This is a genomic window from Streptomyces sp. NBC_01450 (genome assembly GCF_036227505.1).
Lineage (GTDB): Bacteria > Actinomycetota > Actinomycetes > Streptomycetales > Streptomycetaceae > Streptomyces.
Map to the genome: position 1 here is coordinate 780,252 of NZ_CP109480.1, position 19,875 is coordinate 800,126.

Sequence of the window (19,875 nt, forward strand, 5' to 3'; positions counted from 1 at the left end):
GGGCCTTCGGAACTTGAACATATCCGAAGGCCCAGCCCGTGCCGGCTCATGATCAGCCCGTACCTCCACCTCAGGAGTGCGGAACCACCGCCACCGGACAGGGCGCGTGGTGCATCACCGCATGGGCCACCGAACCGATCCGTCCCCCCACCGCCGAGTGCCGGACGCGGCGACCGACGACCATCAGCTGGGCCCGCTCGGCCAGCGACAGCAGCACCTGCCCGGCGCTGCCCATCTCGACGTGCTGCGTGACGGGCACGTCGGGGAACCGCTCCCGCCACGGCTGGAGTGCCTCGGTGAGCGCCTTCTTCTCGTACGGCTCCAACCCCCCGGCCTCGTCCAGCAGCTTCAGCGAGCCGGGGCTGTAGGCGAACACCGGCGGCAGGCTCCACGCCCGCACGGCGCGCACCACGGCGCCCCGTGCCGCCGCGGTCTCGAACGCGAACCGAAGGACGGCCGCGCTGTCGTCCGGACCGCCCTGCTGGCCCACGACGATCTCCCGGCCGCCCACTTCGGACGCCGCGCGGTCGTCGGCCCGCACCAGGACGACCGGACACGGCGCCTCGGCAATCACCTGTTGGCCGACGGAACCGAGCAGAAAGCCGACGATCGTGCCGTGCCCGCGGGATCCGAGGACCAGCATCCCGGTCGCCGCGGCCTCGGCCAGCAGGGAGTCGACGGCGCCGCCGTCCAGGGCCTCCGCCATCACCGGCAGGTCCGTGTGCCGGTCGGTGACGGTGCGGGTCGCGTCCTCGACCATCTCCCGTGCCCCGCGCGCCTGCTCGTCCCGGTCAACGCCGCCGAGCAGTTCGTGGTGGGACCACTGCCAGGCGTACACGACGCGCAGGGGCAGCCCGCGGCGGACGGCTTCCCTGCCCGCCCAGGCCAGCGCGGCCCGGCTCTCGGGGGATCCGTCCACGCCCACGGTGATCCGGTCGGTCATGCGCCCGCCTCTCGTCGCCGGCTCGCCCGCTCTGCCGGTCCCTCAACCCTGCTGACCGGTCCAGTGTCCGGCACGGTCACCGCCGAGTCGCGCAGGACCCGGGGCGCCCCCCTACGCCGGCTCGCGCACCACGAGTCGGCATACCCGCCCAGTGGCCCCATGACGGTGACGATCCATGACACCGCTCCCGGGTACGCCGAGGAACGGGAGCGGGGACGGGACTGCGCTTGTGTGCGCACCTCTTGAAGACAATCACCCACGGCCCGGCACCTTCAGCAGATCCCAGGGCTCACCGAACTACCGCAAACCCTTTACCCATTGACGTCTCCTCGAGCAACAATCCGCAGGACTCGTGTGACAACTCTTGACGCTGTGTTCACGCGGATGAAGCATGCATCCGCAAGAGAGCGCTCCCAGAACCTCCCACCGTTCATTTTCTGAACAAGGAGAGTCGCCCCCCATGCCTCACATCCCCATGGATTCCTCGGACTCCGGCCGGTCCCTGCCAGGCAGACGGTCCGTCCTCGGAGCGATGGCCGCCACCGCGGCCGCGCCCGCGCTGCTCGGTCTGTCCTCGCCGGCGTCCGCCGCGCCCGCCGAGCAGGCGCAGGTCCTGCCGGGCGGCGGCGATCTCGGTCCGAACGTCATCGTGTTCGGACCCTCGACCTCCGGCATCCAGGCCAAACTGGACGAGGTGTTCCGGCAGCAGGAGTCGGCCCAGTTCGGCACGGGCCGCTACGCGCTGCTGTTCAAGCCGGGTACCTACAACGGGCTCAACGCCCAACTCGGCTTCTACACGTCCATCGCGGGCCTCGGCCTCTCCCCCGACGACACGACGATCAACGGCGATGTGACCGTCGACGCGGGCTGGTTCAACGGCAACGCCACCCAGAACTTCTGGCGTTCGGCGGAGAATCTCGCCCTCACCCCGGTCAACGGCACCAACCGGTGGGCGGTCGCCCAGGCCGCGCCCTTCCGACGGATGCACGTCAAGGGCGGTCTCAACCTCGCCCCCAGCGGCTACGGCTGGGCCAGCGGCGGCTACATCGCCGACAGCCGCATCGACGGCTCGGTCGGACCGTACTCGCAGCAGCAGTGGTACACCCGCGACAGTTCGGTGGGCGGCTGGGCCAACGCCGTCTGGAACATGGTCTTCTCCGGTGTCCAGGGCGCACCCGCGCAGTCCTTCCCGAACCCGCCCTACACCACGCTCGACACCACGCCGGTGTCGAGGGAGAAGCCGTTCCTGTACCTCAGCGGCAGCGAGTACCGCGTCTTCCTGCCGGAGCAGCGCACCAACGCGCGTGGCACCACCTGGGGCAGCGGAACCCCGCGCGGCACTTCGCTGCCGCTCACCCAGTTCTACGTGGCCAAGCCCGGCGTCACCGCCGCCACCCTGAACGCCGCGCTCACGCAGGGGCTGCATCTGCTGCTGACTCCGGGGATCTACCACCTCGACCAGCCGATCCAGGTCAACCGCGCGGGCACCGTGGTCCTCGGGCTCGGTTACGCCACCCTGATCCCGGACAACGGCGTCACCGCGCTCAGGACGGCCGACGTCGACGGGGTGCGGCTCGCGGGATTCCTCATCGACGCCGGACCGGTGAACTCGGCGACTCTGCTGGAGGTGGGCCCCACGGGGGCCTCCGCGAACCACTCGGCCAACCCGACCACCGTCCAGGACGTCTTCGTCCGGATCGGCGGCGCGGGCGCCGGCAAGGCCACCACCAGCATGGTGATCAACAGCCGCGACACGATCATCGACCACACCTGGATCTGGCGCGCCGACCACGGCACCGGTGTCGGCTGGGAGACCAACCGGGCCGACTACGGCATCCGCGTCAACGGCGACGACGTCCTGGCCACCGGTCTGTTCGTCGAGCACTTCAACAAGTACGACGTCCAGTGGTACGGCCAGCGCGGTCGCACCATCTTCTTCCAGAACGAGAAGGCGTACGACGCGCCGAACCAGGCCGCCATCCAGAACGGCGGCGTCAAGGGGTACGCGGCCTACAAGGTCGCCGACTCCGTGACCACGCACGAGGGGTGGGGCCTGGGCAGCTACTGCTATTACAACGTCGATCCGACGATCGTCCAGCACAACGGATTCGCCGCGCCGAACACGCCGGGCGTGAAGTTCCACGACCTGCTGGTCGTCTCGCTGGGCGGCCAGGGTCAGTACGAGCACGTCGTCAATGAGACCGGCGCACCCACGTCGGGCACCTCGACGGTGCCGTCGACCGTGGTCTCGTACCCCTGACCGCCCCGCGTGGAGCCGCACGTCAGCAGGACGTCAGGCTTCCGAGGTCCACCGCGTCGGCCATCGCCTGCATCCCCTTGTCGTTGGGGTGCAGGTGATCGCCGCCGTCGAAGAACGGAAGGATCAGCTGCGGGTCGTACGGATTGCGCGTGATCCTGTCGAAGTCCGTCACGGCGTCGAGCGCGCCGCTGTTCCTGATCCAGTCGTTGACGCCCTGGCGCACGGCCTCGAAGGCCGCGTCGTACTCGGACCAGCCCTTGAACGGCATGACGGTCGCGCCGACGACACACTTGCCTGCCGCGTGGGCCCGGTCGATGATCTGCCGGTAGCCGGCGATCATGTCCTCCACCGTGACACCCGTATGGGCCTTGATGTCGTTGATGCCTTCGAAGAGGAAGACCGTGCGGACCCCGGGCTGGGAAAGGACGTCACGCTGGAGCCTGTTCAGGGCGGCCTGCCCGGCGCCGTCGGCGAGCACCTTGTTTCCCGAGATCCCCTCGTTCGCCACTCCCTTCACGGTGAGTCCGGACGCGGCCTGGAGCCGCCGGGACAGATAGTCCGGCCAGCGGCGGTTCTGGTCCGTGGTCGAGGCCCATCCGTCGGTGATGGAGTCGCCGAGGGTCACCACCGAGCCGACCGCCGCCGACGTCTCCACGTCGACGGCGTCCAGCCAATACCAGGAGCCCATCGGATCGGTCCAGTTGGCCGCGCTCTCCTCGGCGGCGTGATCGCCCGCGGTCGCGTAGTTGGTCTGCATGGCCATGCCGTGGCCGGTCGTCGGCCCCTGGGCGCCGGTCACGTACAGGCTGATGACCAGGTTGCTCTGGGCGGCCAGTTTCCCGGGCAGCGGATCGCTGAGTACGGTCTCGCCGGCCGGGACGGTGACGGACGCGGCCCCGCCGAAGGACAGCCGGCGGTTGGAGCCGTGGACCAGTTCCGCACCCTGTTTCTGCAGTCCGGCGTACGCGCTCGCGAAGGTCACCGGGTGCTCGCCGAAGGCGTTGGACAACCGGATACGCATGTTCGTGCCGCCGACGCTGGTACGCACGATCAGCCGGTAGCTGCGGTCGGCGGGGCCTTCGCCCTGCCGGTCGGCACTGGCGCCCCATGTGATCACGGAGTGCTTGCCCGACGCGGTGGCGGCCGACATCACCGACGTACCCGATTCACGTGATTCACCCGATCCACCTGAGGTACCCGACGCAACCTGCGGCTGCGCCGCCGCCGAGGCGGTCAGGGGTCCGCAGACCGCGAGGAGCAGTGCGGATACGACGCCCACGGCGCGGCGGCGGAACCGGAGGGCGCTCATCCAAGGCCCCGCAGCGTGACGGACTCACCGGGCTCGAGGCTGATCCTGCGCGAGGCGCCGCCCGCGACGACGGTCGTCTCGCGGCCGCCGACGCTCTTCAGCCTGGCCTGCGTCACCTTGCCGTTCTTCCAGCTGAGGTCGGCGACGAAGCCGCCGCGGACGCCCACGCCGGACACCGAACCGGATCCGGCCCAGGCGGCGGGCAGCGCGGGCAGCAGCTCGACGTGTCCGGGTCGCGAGTAGACCAGCATCTCGATGATCGCGGAGGGGGTGCCGAAGTTCGCGTCGATCTGGAAGATGCCGCGGCCTTCTCCCATGTCCATGATGTCGAAGAGGTTCGGCGCCGTGCCGTTGCTCCCGTTCGCCGACGGCTTCAGGTTGTTGACGACGAGCTGGTAGGCGTTCTCCGCGTTCTTCAGCCGGGCCCAGCACAGGCTGCGCCAGGCGTTGGACCAGCCGTAGCTGTTCATGCCACGGGCGGTCAGGAGGGCCGTCGCGCCGGCGAGGATGTCCTTCGGCGTGGAGTCGTCCGGGCGGATCCGGTCGCCGGGGAAGAGGCCGAAGAGCGGGGAGAGATGACGGTGCGTGGTCTCGCCGAGGTTGTCGGGCGACATCCACTCCTCCAGCCAGCCGGTCTTGGGGCTGACCACGGGCAGGTACAGGCGCTTGCGCAGGCCGTCGATGGTCGCGCTGTAGGAGGTGTCCTTGCCGAGTACCCGGGTTGCGGTGTGGTAGTTGCCGAAGAGGTTCCACACCACTTCCTGGGCGTAGGTGATGCCCTTGGCGTCCTGCGGACCCTGCTCGGGGGACCAGTCGTTGTCGTCGACGAGGACCTCGCGTGAGGTCCCGGAGGCGTCGGTGACGGTCGTGGTGATGAGGCGGGCTTCCCAGAACTCCACGGCGCCCTTGATGAGGGGATAGATCTTCTTGAGGTAGGCGCGGTCCTGGGTGAACTCGTAGTGCTCGAACAGGCTCTGGCAGAGCCAGGCGTTGGCCGCCGGGTGCCACCACCAACCGCTGCCGCCGTAGGGGTTGGTGGAGAAGGCCACGGTCCAGCCGGCGACCTTCCCGCTGGAGTTGCGGTACCTGTTGGCGGGGGTGTTGAACAGTCGCCGGGTGACGTCCGTCCAGGAGGACAGCTGCGCGAGGCAGTAGTCCGCGAAGGCGTCGAAGCTGTCGGACAGGCCCGCCCGGTCGGCCATCCAGTAGTTCATCTGGACGTTGATGTCGGTGTGGTAGTCGCCCATCCAGTCCGGGTCGTTGCCGGCCAGCCAGGGGCCCTGCAGGCCCATCGGCAGGCTGCCGCGCGACCCGGAGATCATGAGGTAGCGGCCGAACTGCAGGTAGGCGGCCTCGAGTTCCGGGTCGGGTATGTCGTCCCGGTGACGGGCCTGCAGCCGCTCCCAGGTGTCCAGTTCGCGCTGCGCTGCGGAGGACGTGCCGAGGTCGATGTCCAGCTGTCCGAACACGGCCCGGAAGTCGGCGACATGTGTGTGCAGCAGGGTGCTCGCCGAGTGACCGGCCGCGTTCAGGACCTTGTTCCTGGCGAGGCGCTCCGGGGCCAGGGACGGATCGCGGAACTTCGCCGCCGCGTCGGGCGCGTAGTTGGTGCCACCGCTGACGACGACGGTGAGGTCCTTGCAGCCGCTGAACGCGATCGACGTGCCGTCGACGCGGACCCTGCCGGTGCCGCTGTAGGCGGTGACGGCGGCACCGTACTTGAGGCCGTTGGCGAAGGACGCGCCGAACGACGCGTACCGTCCCGCGCTGTTGGCGGTGGTGGACTCGCCGTGGGTGCCGGCGAGGGAGACGGTGCCGGTGTAGGAACCGCCGCCCTGCTGGGAGAAGTACAGGACGATGGCGTCGTCGGGGGTGCTGGCGAAGATCTGCCGCCGGTAGGTGACGCCGGAGATGTCGTACGAGGTGCTGATCAGGCCCTGGGCCAGGTCGAGGGAACGCCGGTAGTTGTTGACGTTGCCCAGGTCGTGGTCGGGGATCGCGACGGTGAGCCTGGCCAGCAGGGTCAGGGAGCCGAAGTCGTCGCGGCCGTAGGGGAACTGGCCGTCGCTGTCCAGCTTGTCGTTGAGGCCACCGGTCCACAGGGTGGCGTCGGTGATCGTCAGGAGTTCGCTGGAGGGGTCGTTGCTCGCGAGCGCCCCGAGGCGCCCGTTTCCCACCGGCAGCCCCTGCTCGATCATGGAGTTGGCGGAGCCGGGAGCCTGCCACCACAGCTGGTTCTTCGCGGCGTCGGCCGCGGACAGCATGGGCGATGCGGTGGGGCGCATGGGGGCCGCCGAGGCGGTGAAGGCGGGCAGGCCGCCCAGTGCGGTGGCCGCGCCGGCTGCGGCGGCGAGGGCGAGGAAGCCCCTGCGGCTGGGGGTGTTGTCGTGTGATGCGGTGGTGTGCTGGATGTCCACGGTTGTGCACTCCATATCCGGGAGCGGCTCGTGCGGGAACGACGGTTGCGGACCGTCGGCGTGGCCAGGTCCCCACGGGGCCCGGGTCGTGTCACCGGGCCCCGTGGGAAGCGGGGTGGCGGACTGCGGAACTCAGTCCAGCTGCTGAACTCGGTCTGACTACGGACGTCAGGCCGACTGCGGAACGACGATCTTGTCGATGTCGGGCGCGTATCCGCTGCCGCTGTCGAAGGTGATCGTGTTGGAACCGGCCTTCAGCGCCAGCTGGACGCTGACCGTCTCGGCCGTGCTCCAGTCGCCCGTGGAGGGGAACTTCTCGCTGGTGCCGTTGCCGCTGTCGGAGAAGACCGTCACCGAGCGGGAGTCGCCACTGACGTAGGCGACCTTGACGGTGTAGATGCCGTCCTTCTTCACCGTGACGTCGTTGAACCGCAGCTTGCCGCCGGTGTACAGATTGCCGACCTTCTTGCCGCCGGAGCAGGCGTCGCACCCGGCGACGGAGGCGTTGCCCGACAGGGTGTTGGCGGCGTCCTCGGCCTCGTAGCTCGTGGTGGTCAGCGTGCTGCCGCCGGGCTTGACGGTGAACAGCCGCGAGCCGTGTGCGGGCAGCGCCTCGGTGATCTTGTTCTTGTAGGTTCCGAGGTTCGCCTTGTTCCACAGGTCGCGCACGGAGGCGTTGCCGGTGAATCCGAGGGAGGCCCACTGGGCGGTGACGGAGGCCGGGGAGTCACCGAGGTTGAACAGGGCGACGGTGTAGCTGCCGTCGGCGTTCTTGGTGCCCCAGACCTGCTGGTTGCCGACCGGGGTGACCGGACGCGCCACGGGCGAGTCGTTCTGGTCGACGGCGATGACTTCCTTGTTGGTCAGCAGGGAGACGCCGTAGCTGTCCAGCTTGGTGAGGTCGTCACCGGTGAACAACGGCGACTTGTTGATGGCCCACAGGGTCATGTAGCTCTGCCGCTCGGCCTTGGTGAGGCCGTCCATCTCGCCATTGCCGACGTCGAGGCTGTCCAGGTCGTTCCAACCGCCCGGGCCCGCCTTGCGGCTCCACGCGGGGGCGTCGTCCCACCGGTCGTTGACCGAGTTCTCCCAGGTGACAAGGGTGTTGCAGTAGCACTCGACGTCGGTGTCGATGCGCCAGCCGTTGGAGTACTTCTTCCAGTCGGCGGCGTGGCCGATGTCGAGCGACCAGGAGATCTCGAGGTGGATCGGGCGCCCGGTGTCGGAGATGGCCTTCTGCCAGCCGGCGACGTCGGGGACGTTGTTGTAGTTGTCACCGGACTTGAAGGAGCCCGGGCCCACGCCGTCCAGCTTGAAGAAGTCGTAGCCCCAGTCGGCGAACTGCTGCGCCTGCGAGTCGATGTACTTCTGCGCGCAGGGGTTGTCGAAGTTCAGCTTGTAGGCGTTGTCCCAGCCGTTGGTGGTGCGCAGGTCCGTGTAGACGGCGTCGGCGGTGGTGCAGCCGGGGGCGTTCCAGATCGGCGTCTTGCCGTCGCCGTACGCCCCCTTCTCCAGGCCGACGGGCAGGTAGATGCCGGCCTTGAGGCCCTTGGAGTGGATGTGGTCGGCGACCGACTTCATGCCGTGGGGGAATCGGACCGGGTCGGGCGTCTGGCGACCGTACTGGTCGAAGCCCGTCTTCCAGGTCTTGTCCATCCACCAGCCGGCGTCGATGTTGACGTGGTCGTAGCCGTAGTTCTTCAGCTTGGCGGCGAGGGCGTCCGTCTGCTTCAGGACGTTCGCCTCGGTGAGGTAGCTGTAGTCGCCGTCCGGGTTGAGGCCCGGGTACTTCGACGACTGCATGCTCCAACTCGACCAGCCCATGTACGGCTTGGCGGCGACGGGCGTGGCCGTGGTCTCGCGCGGCGCGGGGGTCTTGGCCTGTGCCGCCGGGACGGCGGTCGCGAGGCCCGCCGTGAGGGCGAACACCACCACGGCTCTCAGGGTGCGTAGGGGCAGGACGGGGTACGAGGATGACCGCATGGGTCGTGCCTCCAGTGGGTTCAGGGTTGGGGCGGCTCAGCCCTTGCCCGAGCCGATGGTGAGTCCGCTGATGAACTGGCGCTGAAGCGCGAAGTACACCAGGAGGGTGGGGATCGCGGTCATCAAGGCACCGGCCGCGATGAGGTTGGGATTGGTGAAGTACGCGCCTTGGAGGTTGGCCAGGGCGGAGGTGACCGGGCGCTTGTCGCCGGACTCGATGAGCGCGAGCGGCCAGAAGAAGTCGTTGTAGATCCAGATCGATTCGAGGGTCGCGAGGGCCGCGAAGGCCGGGCGGCACAGCGGCAGGATGATCTGGAAGAACTGGCGCCAGACGGGGGCTCCGTCCACGAGCGCCGCCTCGGAGATCTCCTTCGGGATCGTCTTCATGTAGTTGCTGAGGACGAAGGTGCAGAAGCCGGACTGGTAGGCGATGTGGATCGCGATGATGCCCCAGGCCGAGTTGTAGAGGAGGAGCGAGTCGCTCATCCACTCCGGCAGCGGGATGAGGAGGTAGAGGCGGTACAGGGGGGTGATGAGGACCTGCGCCGGGAGCAGGTTGCCCGCGGTGAACAGCATCAGCAGGACGATGTTCCAGCGGAAGTCGAAGCGGGAGACGAAGAAGGCGACCGCCGCCGAGAACAGCAGGGTGCACAGGACGGACGGCACGGTGATGAGGACGGAGTTCCAGAAGAAGTGCGGCATCCCGGACTGGCTCCAGGCGTCGCTGAAGTTGCCGAAGCTGAGGCTGTGGGGCCAGGAGAGATATCCGTGCTTCGCGGTGTCCGAATAGGGCCGCAGCGAGGTGTACATGGCCCACAGCAGCGGGACCAGCCACAGCAGGGCGATGCCGCCCAGCATCAGATGACGGCCGGTCTGGCGCCGCGGCCCGGAAGGGGTCTTCGGCGTCTGCTGCGCGCGCCGGGTCCGCGGTCGGGAGGCCGGGCGCGGCACGGTCGTGGTCACTGGTCCTCCTTGCGGAAGTTCTGGACGAGGAAGGTCCCGATGGCGGCAAGGGAGACCACGAGCAGGACGACCGCGAGGGCGGACCCGTAACCGATGTGACTGGACTCGCCGATGATGTTGTCGGTGATGAGGAGGGACAGGAGTTCCATGCCCGGTTTGCTTCCGACGCCGCCGCCGAGGACGTAGACGACGTCGAAGGAGCGCAGGGACTCCATGACCGTGATGACCAGGATGATGACGTTGACCGGTTTCAGGGCCGGGAAGACCACCCGCATGAAGGTCTGGCGTCCGTTGGCCCCGTCGAGCGCGGCGGCCTCCTTGAGCGCCGGGTCGAAGCCCTTCAGGCCGGCCAGGTAGAGGATCATGATGTATCCGGTGTGCCGCCAGCTCGAGGCGACCAGGACGGCCCACAGGTTGAGGTCGGAGTTGCCGAGCCAGTCGATGTGGTGGCTTGATCCCGCGGCGCTCAGGATGCCGTTGAGCAGCCCCGTGTCGGGGTTGTAGATGATCTCCCAGATGAAGCCGACGACGGCGAGGGAGAGCACCATCGGCAGGAAGATGGCGGTCTGGTAGATCCTCGTGAAGCGGATCTTCCGGTCGAGCTGGTAGGCGAGGAAGATGCCGAACGGGGTCGGCAGCAGGGCCGTGAACAGCAGCCAGATCACGTTGTGCCGCACCGCGGGCCAGAACGGCGGGTAGTTGGTGAAGATCTCCTTGTAGTTGTCCAGGCCGATCCAGTGGATGTCGGCCAGGTCGACGCCGTCCCAGGTGGTGAAGGACAGTCCCAGGGAGGCCAGTGCCGGCAGCCAGACGAAGAAGAGCAGGGCCGCCAGCGGGATGCCGATGATGACGGTGAGGAAGATCCGGTCGCCGGTGCCGAGCCGGCGGGGGCGGGCGCGTCGCGAGGCGGGGGGCGTGGTGGGCGCGGAGGACACGGTGCGTGAGACCTTTCCGGTCCTGGTCAGGCCGTGAAGAAGCGCGAACGCTGGGACTCGATCTTCTTCAGCGTTCCCGAGCCGTCGTCGGGGTGGCTGAGCCACTCGGTCAGGCCGGGAAGTACGACGGTGGAGATGAAGCCGGGGTCGCTGTCGCGGTCCGCGAACTGGCTGATGTGCTTGGCGGAGGCGATGAGGTCGGCGGACTTCTTCTGGAGCGCGTTGTACGAGCCGGTGCTCGCCTTCTCGTTGACGGCGAGGTTGCTCGGGTCGACCCCCATGTACAGCTCCTCGGTGTGGGCGCCACCGAGGAACTCAAGGAACTTCTTGGCACCCGACTCGTTCTTGGGCCGGCGGCTGAGCATGAAGCCGTCGGTGGGTGCCTCGACGGCGTCCTGACCGTGAGTGGCGTCGATCTCGGGGAAGGGGAAGAAGTCGATGTCGGCGCGTATCTTCTCGTCGGTGATCTGCTGTCCGAGGAAGAGGCCGATGACGGCCATCCCGGACTTCTTGTCGAGCAGCGACTGGCCGGCGTCCTGCCAGGAACGGCCGGCGGCGCCCTGCTGGTAGTAGGGGACGAGTTCGCGCCAGTGGTCGAGGATGGCGAGGGCACGCTTGTCGGTCCAGGAGACCTTGCCGCGCATCAGCGACATGTGGAAGTCGTAGCCGTTGGTCCGCAGGTTGAGGTAGTCGAAGGCGCCGAGGATGCTCCAGGCGTCGCCGCCGCCGTAGCCGGAGGCGATCGGCGAGAGCCCGTCCTTCTTCATCTGCTTCGTGAGCGCGATGAACTCGCTCCACTTCTGCGGGACTTGGTAGCCGCGCTCCTTGAAGAGGCTCTTGCGGTAGAAGACGGCCCACGGGTAGTTGTACAGCGGCACGAAGTAGTACTTGCCGTCCTCGCCGCGGGAGAGCTGCTTGGTGGCGTCGCTGAAGTCGGCGCCTATCTTGTCCCACACGTCGTCGAGGGGGCTGCAGAGCTTCTTCTTGGCGAAGTAGTCCATGCGGTAGCCGGCGAACCAGGTGAAGACGTCGTCCGGGGTGCCCTGCAGATAGGTGGAGATGCTCTTCTGGAAGGTGTCGTGGTCGACGGTGTTCGTCTTCACCTTCAGCCCGCTGTCCTTGACGAACGCCGCCGTGACGGCGGCGTAGGCCTTCTTGGGCGTGGCGTCGCCGCCGTTGGATCCGAGGGTGACCGTCTTCGGGTCGGCCCCCGCTCCCCCGCCGCAAGCGGTCAGGACGGGCGCGGCCAGTGCGGCGGCGCCGAGTCCGAACAGTCCGCCGACGACTTTGCGGCGGCCCGGGTCACGCGCAGCCAGGGGATTGCGGCTCTGCTGCGTCATCGTTGCTCCTCATGCATGTCAGTACGTGTCTGATCGGCAGTGCGGGTCTGATGGATGGTGCAGGTCTGATCGGCAGTGCGGTCCTGATGAGCGGTGCGGTTCTGACGAGCGGTGCGGTGGCTCTGATGGGGGGTGCGGTTCTGATGAGCGGTGTGGTGGCTCTGATGGGCGGTGCGGGTCCGACGGGCGGTGCGGGTCCGACGGGTGGAGCGGGTCCGATCTTCAGCGCGCGTCCGAGGTGGTGAAGGACTGGATCGCGGTGGCCGCCGCCCCGCGCGCCCACTCCTCGAAGGGCAGCGGGCGGGTCTGTAGGTCGCAGTGCGCGGCCGAGCCGAAGGCTGCCGCGGCGAACGCGTCACGGATCTGCTCGGCGAACAGGTCGTAGGCGGCCAGGCCCTCGCCGGAGATGATCACGCGCTCGGGGCCGAGGAGGTTGGCCACGGTCGCGATGCCCCGACCGATCGCCGCCCCCGCCCTCGCGTACACCTCCCGGGCACCGGGGTCGCCGTCATGCGCGAGGGCCAGGGCCGCGGTGGCGTCGGCGACGCTCGCGCCGGTGACCTCCCGGACCTGGGCGACGATCGCGGGGTCCGAGGCGATCGCCTCGACGCAGCCGCGGTTGCCGCAGTGGCAGCGGGGACCGGCCGGGTCGATCGCCACGTGCCCGATCTCACCGGCCACGCCGTGCGCTCCCGCCACCACCTGTCCGTGCACCACCAGGCCGCAGCCGATGCCCGCGCCGACGGTCACCACCGCGAAGTCGGACAGCCCCACGCCGGCCCCGAACCACTGCTCGGCCACCGTCAGTGCCCGTACGTCGTTGTCGAGAGTGACCGGCAGACCGGTGGTGGTGGCGGCCAGTTCCGCGAAGGGAACGTCGCGCCACTCCAGGAACGGCGAGTAGCGCACCACCCCGGCCGCCCGGTCCACATCACCGGAGACGGCGATGCCGAGCCCCCGGACCTGCACCCCGAAGCCGTCCGCCTCGGTCAGCAGCTCCTGTACGACCTCCGCGGTGGAGGTCAGTACCGCCTTGGGCTCGTGGGAGGTGAGCGGAACGCGCCGGGCGACCCGAATGCGGCAGCACAGGTCGGTGAGTACGGCGATGAGCTCGTCGCCCGTCACCTTGATCCCCAGGAACAGGGCTCGCCCGCCGTCGACCCGCACCGGGTTGGCGGGCCGCCCGAGGACGGGATGCCGTGCGTCGTCGGCGATGTCCTCCACGAGGTAGCCGGCCTCGATCAGCGGCCGGACCGCCTTGGTGACCGCCGCCGCCGACAGCTGGGTCCGCCCCGCTATCTCCGACCGCGTGAGCGGGCCGTGGGACAGCACGGTGGTGAAGATCTGGGAAGCGGCCGGCGTGTGGGCCGGGAACGCCTCGGTGAGGGAGGTCGAACGCATGGCCGGAACCTAAGGCCCTTATTTTCTGCTGTCAATGAAAGAAACAGGATTCTCTTGAGGATGTCCCAGGAGGTACCTGTGACCTAGGAAATCCAGTATGCGGGCAGCCATTGACACGTGATCCAAGGTCGGGGTTGGCTTTTCCTTGTCTCGTACGTGAGCACCACCCGAACGCGAGGATTCATGTCTCCGATCTCCTTCGCCCCGGACACCGGGGTCTGGCTGCTGTCCACACCGCGCACCTCGTACGCGCTGCGGATCGACGAGACCGGAGCGCCCTGCCATGTCGCGTGGGGTCCACGACTGACGCCGGCGGAGGCCGGGGAACTCGCCGTCCCGCCCGCGCCCGAGGCCAGCAGCTTCGAGGGCAGGCCGCCCGTCGGGGAGGAGCTCCCCGTCGACGGCGGTACGCGCTACGGGCCGGCGTCCCTGCAGGTCCGGTTCGCCGACGGCTCCCGCGCGTTCGAGTGGCAGCCGACCGGCCACCACGTCGAGGCGGGCGAGCTGACGCTGTCCTTCCGCGACCGCCGCTACCCCTTGGAAGTGGCGCTCCACTACCGGGTGCACGAGGACACGGACGTCATCGAGCGCTGGACCGTCGTCCGCAACGCGGGCGAGGAACCGGTCACCCTGCTGCGCGCCGACTCGGCCGCCTGGACCCTGCCGGCGCTGCGCGACTACCGCCTCAGCCATGTCACGGGCCAGTGGTCCGCCGAGAGCCAGCTGCGCCGCGACCCGCTGCCGTACGGCGAAACCGTGCTGACCAGCCGGCGCGGGATCACCAGCCACCACGCGAACCCGTGGCTGATGCTCGACGCGGGTGAGGCGACGGAGGACCACGGCCGGGTGTGGAGCGCGGCCCTCGCCTGGAGCGGGAGCTGGCGTGTCACCGTGCAGCGCACCCCCGACGGACGGGCCGGATTCACCGGCGGCCCCGGTCAGGACGGTACGACCGTGCCGCTCGCGCCGGGCGAGGAGTGCGCCACTCCCCCGTTCGTGGGCCTGTGCACCGACGGCGGCTTCGGCGCGGCCAGTCGTGCCTGGCACGCGTACGTCCTGGCCCATGTCCTGCCCCATCCCGACGAGCTCGCCCCGGTGCTCTACAACTCCTGGGAGGCGACCGGGTTCGATGTCGACGAGGTCGGGCAGAAGGCGCTCGCCGAGCGCGCGGCGGCGCTCGGAGTGGAGCTCTACGTCGTCGACGACGGCTGGTTCGGGGCGCGCCGCAGCGACCGGGCGGGTCTCGGTGACTGGACCCCGGCGCCCGACCGCTTCCCCGAAGGGCTCGCCCCGCTGGTCCGCGCGGTGCACGGGCTCGGGATGCGCTTCGGACTCTGGGTGGAGCCCGAGATGGTGAACCCCGACAGCGACCTGTACCGCGAGCACCCCGACTGGGTGCTGCACTTCCCCGGCCGCCCCCGCTCCGAGCTGCGCAACCAGCTGGTCCTCAACTTCGCCCGCCGTGAGGTCGCGGACTGGGCCTACGGCTGGCTGACCCGGCTCGTCGGCGAGCACGGCATCGACTTCCTCAAATGGGACATGAACCGCGCGTTCAGCGAGGCCGGCTGGCCCGACCGGGAGGACGGCGCCGACCGCCTCGGCCCCGAGTACGTGCGCAATCTCTACGACGTCCTCGACCGTCTGCGCGCGGACCATCCGGCGCTGCGGATCGAGACGTGCAGCGGTGGCGGCGGCCGGGTCGACCTGGGCATTCTCTCCCGTACGGACCAGGCGTGGGCGTCGGACAACACCGACGCCGCCGACCGGATGGGGATCCAGCGGGGCTACGGCCAGATCTACCCCGCCCGCACGATGGGCGCCTGGGTGACCGACGTACCCAACCAGCTCACCGGCCGTACGGTCCCGCTGCGCTTCCGCTTCCACGTCGCGATGGCCGGGGCGCTCGGCATCGGGGGGGATCTCGCCCGCTGGTCCGAGGAGGAACTGCGGGAGGGCGCCGACCTGGTCACCGCGTACAAGAACGTCCGCCATCTCGTCCAGCACGGCAGACTGGACCGGCTGTCGCCGCCCGCCGAGGACTCGGTCTGCGTGGTGCAGTACACCGCCCCGGACGCCTCGGAGACCCTGCTGCTCGCCTACCGGCGCGTCTCCCGGCACGGCGCACCGAGGCTGCCGGTCCGGCCGCGCGGTCTGACCCCCGGGGGCCGCTACCGCGACGCCCGCACCGGCGTCGTGCACCACTCCACGGTGCTCGGCGAGTACGGCCTCGACCTCGACCTGCCGGCGGGTGACTGGTCCAGCACGGCGGTGCACCTCGTCCGGGAGGACTGACACTCCGCCAAAAGGACAGGGGGCGCCCGACGTCGTTCTCGCTCGTCGGGCGCCCCGGTCAGTACCGCTGGGCCTTCGCCAGGACCGGGGTCAGCTGGGGTTGGGTGGGCTGTCTGCTGATGGCGACGGGCTGGGCGCGCTGCCCCGGCTTGAGGTTCTCCGCCCCCACGTACCTGGTCTCCACGACCTTGCCGTCGGCGTTCTTGAAGTCGATCTGGACGGCGTACGAGGCCGTGCGGTCCGTGTTGTTCGTGATGTTGACGAGCACGGCGAGCAGGCCACCCGTCTTCGCCCTGGGCATGCCGGTCATGGCGACGTCGGACCGCGCGTTCCCGGAGCCCTGTACCTTCTTCAGCTCCGCCTGTGCCTGCGCGCTCGCGCGGGCCGTGTCGGCCGAGACGGACGCCTCGAACTCCGAGGCCGCGGCGGACAGCGAGGAGGCCGCCGCCGAGGCCGAGGCCCGGGCGGAGCCGATGATCGAGGAGGCGGCCGAGGCCAGGGCGGACGGCGGTGTGCCACTGAACGACGAGGTGTCCGGCGGGGTGGCGCGTGGGGTGACGGAGGCGGCGCCGCTGTCACCGCCGCTGTTCGTGCTGCAGGAGACGAGCGCGCCGGCGCAGGCCAGGGCGGCCAGGAGAACAGCCGTCGCGCGGCTGCGGCCGGCCCGTGCCGGGCCACCGTGGGTGCGTCTGCTCATGGAGCTCGTCCTCTTCCTGCCGGTCCGAAGACCCGGTCTGCGGGCCCCTCTCATGCTCCGCGCCGGGCTCCGCGTCCGCGATCGGTGCTGACCCGTTGGGGTTGCCCGGGCCACGGGAATCCCCGCCGGATGCGTCAGGTCCCCGCGGGCGGGGCGATCTCGACACGCACTCCGCGGGCCTCGAAGGCACGGATCTGCGCATCGGGTGCCGATGTGTCCGTGACCAGGGTCCACTCCTCCCTGAGCGTCGCCCACGCGTGGAACGGCGCGCGCCCCAACTTGGCGCCGTGGGCCAGCACGTAGACCCGGTCGGCGCGGCGTGACATCAGCTCCTTGAGGCGGGTCTGGCGCAGGTCCGCCTCGCAGATGCCCCGGTCGACCGTGACTCCGTCGGCGCCGAGGAAGACCCGGTCGAAGGACATGCGCTCGAGCGCGGCCTCCGTGAGGGGGCCGACGAAGCCCTGGCTGAGCGGGCGGAGCGTGCCACCGAGGCACTCGACGTGCACGCCCTCCGCGTCCGCCAGGGCGTGCAGCGCGGTCAGGCCCGTCGTCGCGATCGTCAACTCCTTCGCGCCGCGCAGCTCATGGGCCAGCGCACCGACCGTCGTACCGGCGTCGAGGAGCAGCGTCTCGCCCGGTTCGACCTGCCGCGCCGCCCACTGCGCGATGGCCCGCTTCTCCTCGTACGCCTCGCCCGTGCGCTGCCGCAGCGACGCCTCGGGGTGCGCGGACAGCGCCATCGCGCCGCCGTAGGTGCGCGCGAGGCGGCCCTCCGTGGTGAGACGGGCGAGGTCGCGGCGGATGGTCGAGGGGGTGACGTCGAAGAGCTGCGAGAGTTCCTCGACGCTGGCGAGGCCGGTGGTGGTGGCGAGGTGGACGATGCGGTCGCGTCGTGCCTGGGAGGTGGTCGGCGGCATCTACGGAGTCCTCTACGGTGCGGCGGTAACGGCGGTGCAGGGGACGGCGGTTCAGGCCATCGGGACGGCCGGCAGCGCGGCCATCCCGGCCGCCTGGCGCAGCGCCTCGACCATGCTACCGGCCTCCGCCGTGCCCGTTCCTGCGATGTCGAACGCGGTGCCGTGGTCGACCGAGGTGCGGATGACGGGCAGTCCTACGGTGAGGTTGACACCCGCCTCGATGCCCAGGACCTTGACCGGGCCGTGGCCCTGGTCGTGGTACATCGCCACGATCAGGTCGTAGTCGCCGCGGGAAGCGAGGAAGAACGCGGTGTCGGCGGGGAGCGGTCCCCGGGCGTCGACGCCTTCGGCGCGCAGCTTCTCCAGGGCCGGGACGATCTTCTCCTCTTCCTCGCCGTAGCCGAACAGGCCGTTCTCGCCCGCGTGCGGGTTGATGCCGCAGACACCGATGACGGGGTTCGGGACGCCGGCGCGGACCATCGCCTCGTGGCCGCGGCGCACGGTGCGCTCGACGAGGCCCGGCTCGATGCGGTTGACGGCGTCGATCAGGCCGATGTGCGTGGTGACGTGGATGACCTTCACCTTCTCGGTGGAGAGCATCATCGAGACCTCTTCGGTCCCGGTCAGGTGCGCGAGGAGTTCGGTGTGGCCGGGGTAGATGTGGCCGGCGGCGTGCAGGGCCTCCTTGTTGAGAGGTGCGGTGCAGATGGCGTGCACGTCGCCCGCCACGGCGAGTTCGGCGGCACGCTTGATGTACATGTACGCGGCGTCGCCCGCGACCGGCGACAGCTTGCCCCAGGGCAGGTCGGCGGGGAGCAGGCCGAGATCGACGACGTTGACGCGGCCGGGTGTGAACTCGGCGTCGCGCGGGTGCTCGACGGCGGCGATCTCGCAGTCCAGGCCGAGGATGCGGGCGGCCTCGCGCAGCCGCTGCGCGTCACCGATGACGACGGGGCGGCACTGGGTCAGGACGGCGTCGTCCAGCAGGGCCGCGACGACGACCTCCGGGCCGATGCCGGCACCGTCGCCCATGGTGACGGCGATGAGGGGGAGGGCGGTGCTCATGAGAACAACTCCTAGGCGGGGGGGGCTTACGGTGACAGGTTCAGATGGCTGCCGTGGACGCGGCCAGGCGCGGCCGTAGCGCGACGGCGATGCGCAGGAGCGAGTCCTCGGCGCCATAGCTGCCGGGGCGGGTGACGACGCGGCGGCCGTCGAGGGTGCGGGAGTGGACGGCGCCGTGGTGGATCTCGCCGAGCGGTTCCAACTCCGTTATGCCCAGGGCGTCCAGGGTGGTGCGGGCGGTCTCGCCGCCGGTCAGGACGAGATCGGCGCGGCCCGGGTGAGCGGCGGCGAGCGCACCCAGAGCGGTGCTGAGGGTCCGCCCCATGCCGGGGCGCGGGCCTGCCGAACCGTCGATGGACAACACAGTCAGGGCGGGAGCGGCGGCACCGCGCGGCGGGCGGACCGTGCCCGCCGCCAAGTCGGTCGGATCCAGTGACACATGGTGCGCGCCGAGCGCGGTGAGGTGCGCGATCTGCGCAACAGCGCCGGGTTCGGCGGTCCCCACGACGAACAGCAACGGGGTGCCGTCCTGGGCGGGCGCGGGTGGGGATGCGGCGGCGGGACGTACCAGTGCGCGCCCGAGTGCGGCCGCCAGACCACCGCTGCCCAGGAGCCGGAATCCGGGGCCGAGCCGCAGCGCCGCCGCGGCCACCGCGTCCAGGTCGGCGTCGGTCTCGGCGTCCGGAGCGGGGTGCGCGCCGGACGCGGCGATCCGCCGGAACTCCGCGTCGAGTTCGGCGGGGTCGGACCGTACGACATCGAGGGGGACCGTACGGACCGGCAGACAGGACAGCGCCTCGGGCAGCGAGCGGGGCGCGGACGCGCGTTCCGCGCGCCAGCCGTCCGTGCGGTGCAGCGGAACGCCGTTCACGTGCACCACGCCGCCGGTCACGGTGCGCCGGGCCGCGGGCAGCGCGGGGGCGATGACAACGGCCTCGGCCTCCTCGGCGTAGACGGCGGCCTCCGCGGCGAGGTGGCCGCGCAGCTGTGAGTCGACCTTTTTGTACAGCAGGCGAGGCGGGCCGGCCTGCGCGGCGCGCAGCGCCGTCCGTACGGCGTACGCCGCTTCGGCGGACTCCAGATGACGGGTGTCCAGGTCCACGACGAGGTCGTGCGTGGCAGCGATCTCGGCCACGTCGGCGGCGTCGAGCGACAGCCGGACCGGGCCACCGAGCGCGCAGGCGGTCTCGGCCGCGCCGGACAGGTCGTCCGCGAGCGCGACGACGTGCGGCGGTACGGACGGCGAGACCCACGGGAGTGGGGGCGGGGGCGGGGAAGCCACGGGATCGAACCTCCTTGGGCGTGCCCGGCGGTGGGCGGCCCGGTGAGAATGATGGCACAAGTTGCGTGAAG

General features: G+C 70.0%; 14 protein-coding genes. 2 read left to right on the plus strand and 12 right to left on the minus strand.

Annotated elements, in window-relative coordinates; translation table 11 throughout:
• Positions 1–70 precede the first annotated feature (70 nt).
• Complete coding sequence (locus OG568_RS03620; protein WP_329530239.1) at positions 71–943, minus strand: universal stress protein; 873 nt, start codon at positions 941–943, stop codon at positions 71–73.
• A gap of 460 nt (positions 944–1,403) precedes the next feature.
• On the opposite strand from OG568_RS03620, the gene OG568_RS03625 reads away from it, so the two are divergent.
• A complete protein-coding gene (locus OG568_RS03625) occupies positions 1,404–3,203 on the plus strand; it encodes a coagulation factor 5/8 type domain-containing protein (protein ID WP_329530240.1) in 1,800 nt (599 codons plus the stop codon).
• Between the two features lie 22 nt (positions 3,204–3,225).
• Here OG568_RS03625 and OG568_RS03630 read toward each other — a convergent pair whose 3' ends face one another.
• From OG568_RS03630 to OG568_RS03660, 7 genes are all read right to left on the minus strand, one after another.
• The gene (locus OG568_RS03630) at positions 3,226–4,512 is read right to left on the minus strand and encodes an SGNH/GDSL hydrolase family protein (protein WP_443077531.1); all 1,287 of its coding nucleotides are present in this window, start codon (positions 4,510–4,512) and stop codon (positions 3,226–3,228) included.
• The gene (locus OG568_RS03635; protein WP_329530241.1) at positions 4,509–6,929 is read right to left on the minus strand and encodes a glycosyl hydrolase family 95 catalytic domain-containing protein; all 2,421 of its coding nucleotides are present in this window, start codon (positions 6,927–6,929) and stop codon (positions 4,509–4,511) included. The genes OG568_RS03630 and OG568_RS03635 overlap by 4 nt, the downstream gene beginning before the upstream one ends.
• A 168-nt stretch (positions 6,930–7,097) precedes the next feature.
• Positions 7,098–8,912 carry an alpha-galactosidase D gene (locus OG568_RS03640; RefSeq protein ID WP_329530242.1) on the minus strand — a complete coding sequence of 605 codons (1,815 nt, stop codon included), beginning with the start codon at positions 8,910–8,912 and terminating at the stop codon, positions 7,098–7,100.
• 36 nt (positions 8,913–8,948) lie between these two features.
• Positions 8,949–9,875: a carbohydrate ABC transporter permease gene (locus OG568_RS03645; protein WP_385074123.1), complete on the minus strand. Its 927-nt coding sequence runs from the start codon at positions 9,873–9,875 to the stop codon at positions 8,949–8,951.
• Positions 9,872–10,810, minus strand: a complete 939-nt coding sequence (locus OG568_RS03650; protein ID WP_266424753.1) for a carbohydrate ABC transporter permease — start codon at positions 10,808–10,810, stop codon at positions 9,872–9,874. The genes OG568_RS03645 and OG568_RS03650 overlap by 4 nt, the downstream gene beginning before the upstream one ends.
• 26 nt (positions 10,811–10,836) lie before the next feature.
• On the minus strand, positions 10,837–12,150 hold the full coding sequence (locus OG568_RS03655) for an ABC transporter substrate-binding protein (RefSeq protein ID WP_266424755.1): 1,314 nt from the start codon (positions 12,148–12,150) through the stop codon (positions 10,837–10,839).
• Positions 12,151–12,372: 222 nt separating this feature from the next.
• Positions 12,373–13,551 carry an ROK family transcriptional regulator gene (locus OG568_RS03660; protein WP_329530243.1) on the minus strand — a complete coding sequence of 393 codons (1,179 nt, stop codon included), beginning with the start codon at positions 13,549–13,551 and terminating at the stop codon, positions 12,373–12,375.
• A 183-nt stretch (positions 13,552–13,734) separates the two neighbouring features.
• Here OG568_RS03660 and OG568_RS03665 point away from each other — a divergent pair, with 183 nt between their 5' ends.
• Positions 13,735–15,843, plus strand: coding sequence for an alpha-galactosidase (locus OG568_RS03665; protein ID WP_329530244.1), 2,109 nt, complete (start codon positions 13,735–13,737; stop codon positions 15,841–15,843).
• A 58-nt stretch (positions 15,844–15,901) separates the two neighbouring features.
• Here OG568_RS03665 and OG568_RS03670 read toward each other — a convergent pair whose 3' ends face one another.
• The 4 genes from OG568_RS03670 to OG568_RS03685 all read right to left on the minus strand — a co-directional run bounded on the left by OG568_RS03670 (position 15,902) and on the right by OG568_RS03685 (position 19,804).
• Positions 15,902–16,540, minus strand: coding sequence for an FxLYD domain-containing protein (locus tag OG568_RS03670; protein WP_329530245.1), 639 nt, complete (start codon positions 16,538–16,540; stop codon positions 15,902–15,904).
• A gap of 134 nt (positions 16,541–16,674) precedes the next feature.
• On the minus strand, positions 16,675–17,457 hold the full coding sequence (locus tag OG568_RS03675) for a DeoR/GlpR family DNA-binding transcription regulator (RefSeq protein ID WP_266424768.1): 783 nt from the start codon (positions 17,455–17,457) through the stop codon (positions 16,675–16,677).
• Positions 17,458–17,508: 51 nt separating this feature from the next.
• Positions 17,509–18,522 carry a 4-hydroxythreonine-4-phosphate dehydrogenase PdxA gene (gene pdxA, locus OG568_RS03680; protein WP_329530246.1) on the minus strand — a complete coding sequence of 338 codons (1,014 nt, stop codon included), beginning with the start codon at positions 18,520–18,522 and terminating at the stop codon, positions 17,509–17,511.
• A gap of 40 nt (positions 18,523–18,562) precedes the next feature.
• Positions 18,563–19,804, minus strand: coding sequence for a four-carbon acid sugar kinase family protein (locus tag OG568_RS03685; protein WP_329530247.1), 1,242 nt, complete (start codon positions 19,802–19,804; stop codon positions 18,563–18,565).
• Positions 19,805–19,875: the final 71 nt, after the last annotated feature.